Below are 6,569 nucleotides of genomic sequence, written 5' to 3'. Positions count from 1 at the left end.
CGATCGCTACAATTAACGATCTAAATCTATCATGCCTTGTGAGATTTTATAAAAGAGATATTCTTCCGTGTAACCACGGATGAAGGTGGCAATCTTTTGCAGATATTCTGTATAAGTAGTGGCAAAAGCTAAATATTATTTTGCTTACTTGACCGCTAGTACCTACCATTAAAACAATGCAAAACTTCTCAGTACCTGAAGATAAACTAGCCAAAACGCTGCAATTAACTAGTAGTGCATGTGCGATCGCTGGCGGAACTATCTTGGCGGCCAACATCCCAGCGATTAGTAAATATGGATTTATATTTTTGGCACTGAGTTCTAGTCAAATGCTGATCGCTAGTCTCCGAACTAAAGATATGCCAATGATTATTTATTCAGGATCGTTATTTTGCTTTGTTGATTGTTTGGGGATCTTTCGTTGGATTATGTAATTGAGATCTTTTTGAGCTTACATTAGCAAGATAAATTTATTAGTTTCAGAGTCATCCCCTACTTTATTTGCAAATCTTATCGATAACCGATCTGTAAATTGATAAGTAAGCAGCCCCGTTAGATTAACAGATTCAAGTATCATGTTGTGGCATAAATATCCCGATCGCTTAGATGCGTTCACACTAGCAGCAGCCTGTGAAGATCTGCAAGGAGATCCACCAGGTGAGATTCCCTTCTTAGTCTGGCTGCTAGAAAATCCAGCTAGTCCCTTAAATATGCCCGGAAGTATCGATCTACTCGGACACGATCGCATTCATTTACTTTTAAAAAAAGGATTTAGTCCGGCAGAAGAAGCGTATGTAATCGGCTTTACGATGGGCAATGATACTAGTACGAATTGGTGGCATTTATTACTCTTAAAAATTGCTGCCCACTTTTTATACCCACCTAAATATCGGCTGAGTTATTCGGAGTTGAGCATCTTCGATCGCGGCGTGCAGTTGGGTAGAAGTATTAAAGTTAAAAATATCAATAAACTTGACTGGTCTAAATGGGATTGCAAGCTACTCCAAGATATCAGGCAGGAAATAGGACTAGAGATCGTCAATGATTAATAATTAATAATTAATAATTATTAATTACCTCTCCTTTGTGCTGTGTAGCGGCTGCCGATTTAGAAGGACAGATGATTGAATCAATCGATCGCCTTGCTTTATTTACCCACAAATGGGAGGCTTTAACCCGTTTTTCTCGTTCGATGGCTAGGAATAAGCGTTGTCTGAGTCTATAGCAAATATCTAGAAAATGAGTATTTGTGCAGATCTAACTTAAGCCATCTTGCCAACACTAAAGCGAGGTAGTGGTACCCGATCGAGATCGAAGGGTATTGCACTACTCAAAATATTCTCAAGAGACGCAGGGGTTGAAATCCCCATCCTAACAACCCAATTCTCTGCTTGGTGAAACGCACGCTGAGGAAACCGTCTAACGACACGTCTTCGCCTACAGCGCGATTTCATCCTCAATTCTCAATTCTCAATTCTCAATTCTCAATTAATTTAAAGACATTGTGAGCCAAACTATCGTGGTCGTGGGTACTCTAATCGTAGAAGCAAGTTAACACTTACGATTGTCTATCTATCTCGCTCGATCTTCTACTGGAGACGCTATGCGAACGAATCCAATGACCATTGATACCGCCAAATCCGATCGTTCCAAGGTCGATAATCTTGGTGCTGCCGACATTGTTGCCAGCGGGGATCGGCTCACAGGCTCGATCGCCGATACCGACCAATTTTCCTTTGCTGCCAGAGGATTGTCCACAGTACTGCCACAACACATTCAGCCTGGTAGGACAGGATATTGGCAGCATCAATTTGACAGGTTAGCCAATCGCAAGCAGCCCGTTTATTGGCATCTCGGGATGGCTAATGGGCAAATTCGCTACTCAGGCAGTCGATTTTGGTCGAGCCAGATGCTGATTAGAGTGGCGAGACGCTATGTGCTGCGGACTCGCAGTGAGGCAGTCCAGTCTCAGTTAGAGACGATCGAGAGTCGAATTCGCTCCGAAGCACTCAATCCCTCCCAGGTACTAGCGATGATGAAGCAAGCGAACATCATCAACGAAGCTCAACTGCTAGCAGCACTCCGCACCAAAATTCTCACCGATTTAGATCTCTACTTACTCATGGGTAGCGGATCGGCAAAATTTATCGCCGCAGATGTCGATGTGCAGTTGCCAATTGCTGGTTTTAGTCCGATCGTACTGCTAAATGAAGCTCAACAGCGACAAGTGCAGTGGGCGCAGTTGAGAAAACTCATACCTTCGATGAAATTGTGCCCGATCCTGGGTCGCGCCGCGATCGAGAAAGCTAATTTACCCAATAGTCAGCAGCGGCGGATTGAGACACTCATCCAATCCGAGCAATCGCTAAGTGCGATCGCTGAAGATCTGGCAAAAGATAGCCTCGAAGTTGCCAAGATGTTTGCCAAACTAGCCAGCATGGGCTTGGTCGAATTTAAGCCACCCGGCAAACAGACTGCTGCAAGTGTGATGGTCATCGATGACTCACCAGTGCTATTGTCGCAATTTCAGCACTGGGTCTCAGCTTTGGGCTACGCGGTGACGATTTGCCAAGATGGAAATAGTGCCGTTGCCAAAATCTTGGCAACAAAGCCATCAGTGGTGTTCATTGATATCAATATGCCCGAAATTTCTGGATTCGAGCTAGTCAAGCAGATCCGCCAACATCCAGATCTCCAGCGAATTTCTCTGGCAATTTTGACCGGAGAGCAAAAACTTTCCAACAAATGGCGGGCGCAGTGGAGTGGGTGCGAGTTTCTCACCAAACCGCTGACGACTGCGGCAATTGCCGATTTCCAGGTTCAGCTTGAGGAGCTGATCCCCCGACTCCTGACCGCATCGGCATCCACGATCGAAAATTAACCCATCTCCAGTAAAAATTATGCGCTTTTTAATCATTGATGATAGCTCGGTCGATCGACACGCTCTGGCTTCGATTTTGGAAACACTCGGACACGATGTCGATCGCTGTGAGAGTGCCACTAATGCCCTAAGCGTCATCGAAACTGGCAAATACAATTTGGTATTCCTAGACGTAGTAATGCCAGAACAAGATGGCTACAAGTTTTTGCGAACTGTCCGGCTCAATCCGAGTACCGCCAGTCAGTATGTGGTGTTTTGCTCTAGCAAGAAGACGCCGCTAGAAATCAATTATGGCGTGCGGCGGGCTGGGGCAAATGACTATCTGCCCAAACCAGTCAGTCGCGAAAGTATCGAACAAGTTCTCGCCAAAATTCCCGCATAGAGCGATCTACCCATTTGCATTTCACTATTTTCACCAGCCACCATTATGACCGTCACGGATCTAACTCCACCCGCTCCCGATCTTGTGTCGCCAACTGCTGAGTCGGCTTCACGATTGGATCGATTCATCTTAACTCAGGTCGCCGCCCTCACTCTGGTCTTTCCAGCAACGTGGGTGGCGGAAATTTGGCGGGTCGATCGATGGCAAATCCTGGACTTACCATTCTACGATCCGTTATTGGTCGGGATTGCCAACTACAACGGTCTGGTAACACCGTTGATTGCCGCTGCCCGCTTGCTAGCACTCCCCTTCACTGTGCCAGAGCGATCGATCGCCGTCCGACTCAATGAGGCTGCTGGACGACTGGAAAATGTCAGTATCATTGTCGATCGGGCGATCGGTACCAGTGGTCGCTCGGAGCTGCCACCTGGCTTATTTACCGCCGATCGTGATGGATCGCTGGTAATGATGCAAAGTCAGTTGGTGCCCACCGATCTCTGGCAGCCCCAATATTGGTCGGTCGATCGTTGAGAATCAAGCCAAACTTTACCACCGCTCTCACTTATTTATACATTTATTGTCGGCGTTGCTGAATTGGGGGACAAAGCACAGACCTTGCCCTCACCCCCAGCCCCTCTGTCTTAACCCAAACGCACGCTGAGGGAACCTCAGCGCGATTTGGGTCGCTCCCAAGCTTAGGAGAGGGGAGCCAGAAGCCCAGGCGATGGCGGGGTGAGGGCAGACTATACCTTAAGTCAGCAACGACCTATTATCCCTACTCGATCGATTCATATTAGACCGCCTGCGAAAGTAACAGCACGATCGTTTTCAATACTGTTTTTCTCTAACCCTCTGCCTATTCCCTATTCCCTATTCCCTATTCCCTATTCCCTATCCCCTATCCCCTAACTTTCGCAGAAAGTCTATCGAAGCTATGTCTATGATAAATTCAGCCACTCCCACCCAAAAAATCCAGCAGTTCGTGCGATCGAACCTGGTGGCAACGATCGTCGCTTCCGTCGGTCTAAATTTAGGACTGATTGGAGCTTCAACTTGGAATGTCTGGAATACCTCCCAAAATTTGCAGGTAACTGTAGAGCAGCAGGCAAAGCTGCAAGATCTCAGTAGCAAGATCGTGTATCTCGATGAAGTTCTCACGATGTCGGCGAATATGCGGGCGAGTAGCGGACAGATGAAGTGGGAGCAGCGCTATAACGATCGCGTCCCCGAACTCGACAAAGTTACGGCTGAATTATTTAGAGATATTCCCCCGTCTGTCCGAGGTGCTTACCAGCAAATTGATGCTGCCAACAAAGCCTTAATTGTGATGGAAACTCAGTCATTTCAATTGGCAAAAGCCAACAAACTTGCTGAGGCGGCGGCTGTGCTTGAGAGCGAAGCATACAGCCAGCAAAAGAAGATTTATAGTCAAGGCGTGCAGACTGTGATTGCCAGCATCAAAACTGAGACAGCCCAACGCGTGAGATCGCAACAACTCGCGCTGGATTGGTCGATCGCCCTAGCACTAGCTAACTTGGGATTGCTGGCAGCAACTGGGGCGGGGATCGTCATCGCCGTGAGGGGTTATATCCGCGATCGCCAATCAGCGCAAACTGCCCTCCAAGCCTCCCAAGCCAATCTCCAGACAGTAAATTTGCAGTTGGCGACTGAAGCCCAGCAACGTCAGGAGCAGGAGAGCGCCACGCGATCGGAAAACGAACAGCTCCAGCAAGATATCGGCGAGTTGCTAGATGTGGTAAGTGAGATCGAGTCTGGCAATCTGAGAGTTCAAGCACGCGTCAACGATCGAGCTACAGGTCTAGTCGGCGATACGCTCAATCGACTGAGTGAAGAACTAGGGCGAACTCTGAGCCAAGTTTCCACCGCCGCTCGGCGGGTAGATGCCAACAGTAAAACCCAAAAACAGATGGCGGCGACAGTCGCTCAAAATACCAGCAAACAGGCTGAAGAAGTCAGTCAAATGTTAGTGCTGACGGGGAATGTCCGCCAATCTGCCCGAGACACGATGCAGCAGTTAGCGGTTACAAATCAATCTCTTACGACACTGCAATCTTCCGTAACTCAGGGACAGGGGACAATTGCCACCCTCGATCGCGAAATCGATGTCTTGCAAGCCGGGAGCGATCGGATCGTGCAAAAAATTAAAACCCTAGGGGAATTCGTCGGACTTGCTGACAGATTTGTCCAGGATCAAGGTGAAATCGTCACCCAGACGCAGATTTTGGCACTCAACGCTTCCCTCGTAGCCGCTAGAGCTGCCGAGCAGCGCGATCCCAAACAATTTGCAGCAGTCGCCCGCGAGTTTGAATTAGTTGCCACCCAAGTCAGCCAACTCGCCCAACAAACCAATGAAGGCTTGACCGACCTAGAGCAACGCAGTTCTCAGATTCATAAGGTCGTGTCGTCGGTAGATCTGGACGTCCAAAAAATGGGCGGCTTGGTCGATACCTTTACTCACGGAGTCAAGCAAGCCAGCGATGTTTTCCAAACAGTGCAAGAAGTGACCGCCCAAGCCGTGCGATCGGGACATCTAGTCGCAGCAGCCAGCGAAAAAATCGTCACTGCTACCGACTCGACAACTGCGGCGATCGATTCGATTTCCGCCCTCAGCCAACAAATCTCACATCAGTCTCAAGATGCCCAAAATCTGGGCGACAGGCTGAGTCTACTCTCTACAGATCTGCTCGAAAATATCCAGATCTTTAAGCTGCCAGAAGTAGAACTACCACCAGCACCCAGTACCGACCTCGCCCTCGAATTGGCGGTTTGAATCCCACATTAGTACCTGAACCTTGGCGATCGCCAGCAACAACAGATGAATCCAACACAATCGCCTCCAGCCCAAATTACCCCCAAATCGATCGGTCAGATCCGGTCTTTCTTCCAACGGCATCTAGTCAGCACAATTATCGTCTCGACTTGTCTCAATCTGGGATTGACCGGGACTTCGACTTGGAGTGTCTGGCAGACTTCCCAACGGTTGCAGGCGACGATCGCCAAGCAAGATCGACAGCAAAATCTTAGTAGTAAACTCACCTATTTAGATGAAGTCCTCACGATGTCTGCACGGATGTTTGCGAGTACTGGTCAGCCGCTGTGGGAAAAACGCTACAACGATAACGCACCGAGTATCGATAGTGCCCTGGCGGAATTGACTAAAGATGCCCGTCCGGCGCAGACAGTAGATGCCGCGAATAAAAAGTTGCTGGGGCTGGAAGAGCAGGCATTTAAATTGGCAAAACAGGCTAAATTAACAGAAGCCACCGCCGTATTGTCAAGTCCAGA

Annotated in this window: 6 protein-coding genes and 1 pseudogene; all 7 read left to right on the top strand. The window is 48.3% G+C overall.

Going from position 1 to position 6,569, the window contains the following annotated elements:
- The first annotated feature begins 176 nt into the window (after positions 1 to 176).
- Entirely contained in the window at positions 177 to 434 is a 258-nt protein-coding gene (locus RMO35_RS19715) for a hypothetical protein (RefSeq protein ID WP_309743425.1), read from the top strand.
- A 141-nt stretch (positions 435 to 575) separates the two neighbouring features.
- On the top strand, positions 576 to 1,049 hold the full coding sequence (locus RMO35_RS19710) for a hypothetical protein (protein ID WP_309743423.1): 474 nt from the start codon (positions 576 to 578) through the stop codon (positions 1,047 to 1,049).
- Between the two features lie 569 nt (positions 1,050 to 1,618).
- Positions 1,619 to 2,881, top strand: a complete 1,263-nt coding sequence (locus tag RMO35_RS19705) for a response regulator (RefSeq protein ID WP_309743421.1) — start codon at positions 1,619 to 1,621, stop codon at positions 2,879 to 2,881.
- Between the two features lie 19 nt (positions 2,882 to 2,900).
- Entirely contained in the window at positions 2,901 to 3,263 is a 363-nt protein-coding gene (locus RMO35_RS19700; RefSeq protein ID WP_309743419.1) for a response regulator, read from the top strand.
- A 45-nt stretch (positions 3,264 to 3,308) separates the two neighbouring features.
- The gene (locus RMO35_RS19695; RefSeq protein WP_309743417.1) at positions 3,309 to 3,794 is read left to right on the top strand and encodes a chemotaxis protein CheW; all 486 of its coding nucleotides are present in this window, start codon (positions 3,309 to 3,311) and stop codon (positions 3,792 to 3,794) included.
- A gap of 409 nt (positions 3,795 to 4,203) precedes the next feature.
- The gene (locus tag RMO35_RS19690) at positions 4,204 to 6,054 is read left to right on the top strand and encodes a methyl-accepting chemotaxis protein (protein ID WP_309743414.1); all 1,851 of its coding nucleotides are present in this window, start codon (positions 4,204 to 4,206) and stop codon (positions 6,052 to 6,054) included.
- A gap of 45 nt (positions 6,055 to 6,099) precedes the next feature.
- A pseudogene (locus RMO35_RS19685) lies at positions 6,100 to 6,569 on the top strand (hypothetical protein); the annotation flags it as partial.

It is taken from the genome of Chamaesiphon sp. OTE_20_metabat_361 (assembly GCF_031364565.1).
Note: the sequence above shows the minus strand (reverse complement) of the source record. Positions and strands in the feature narration are given on the sequence as shown.